Annotated in this window: 1 pseudogene; it reads left to right on the forward strand. The window is 66.1% G+C overall.

Features of this window, described 5'->3' with window-relative positions:
• A pseudogene (locus AC0L3U_RS40380) lies at window positions 1-230 on the forward strand (amidohydrolase family protein); the annotation flags it as partial.

Consider the following 230-nt stretch of genomic DNA (forward strand, 5'->3'; position numbering starts at 1 on the left):
CTGCCGTGTGCTGATCGCGAAGGCGCAGGCGCAAGGCTTGCCCATTACGGTCGAGGCCTATCCCTATGGCACCGGCTCGACCGTGCTGGCGGCTGCCTTCTTCAGCGATCCGGAGTTCGTCGAGCGCAACGGCACCGGTTACGATTCCGTGCAGCGCGTCACCGACGGCCATCGCTTTAGCGATCGCGAGGAGCTCCTGAAGGCGCAGGCCGAAGAGCCGTCCTCGCTGG

Source organism: Bradyrhizobium sp. Kon69 (assembly GCF_055807515.1).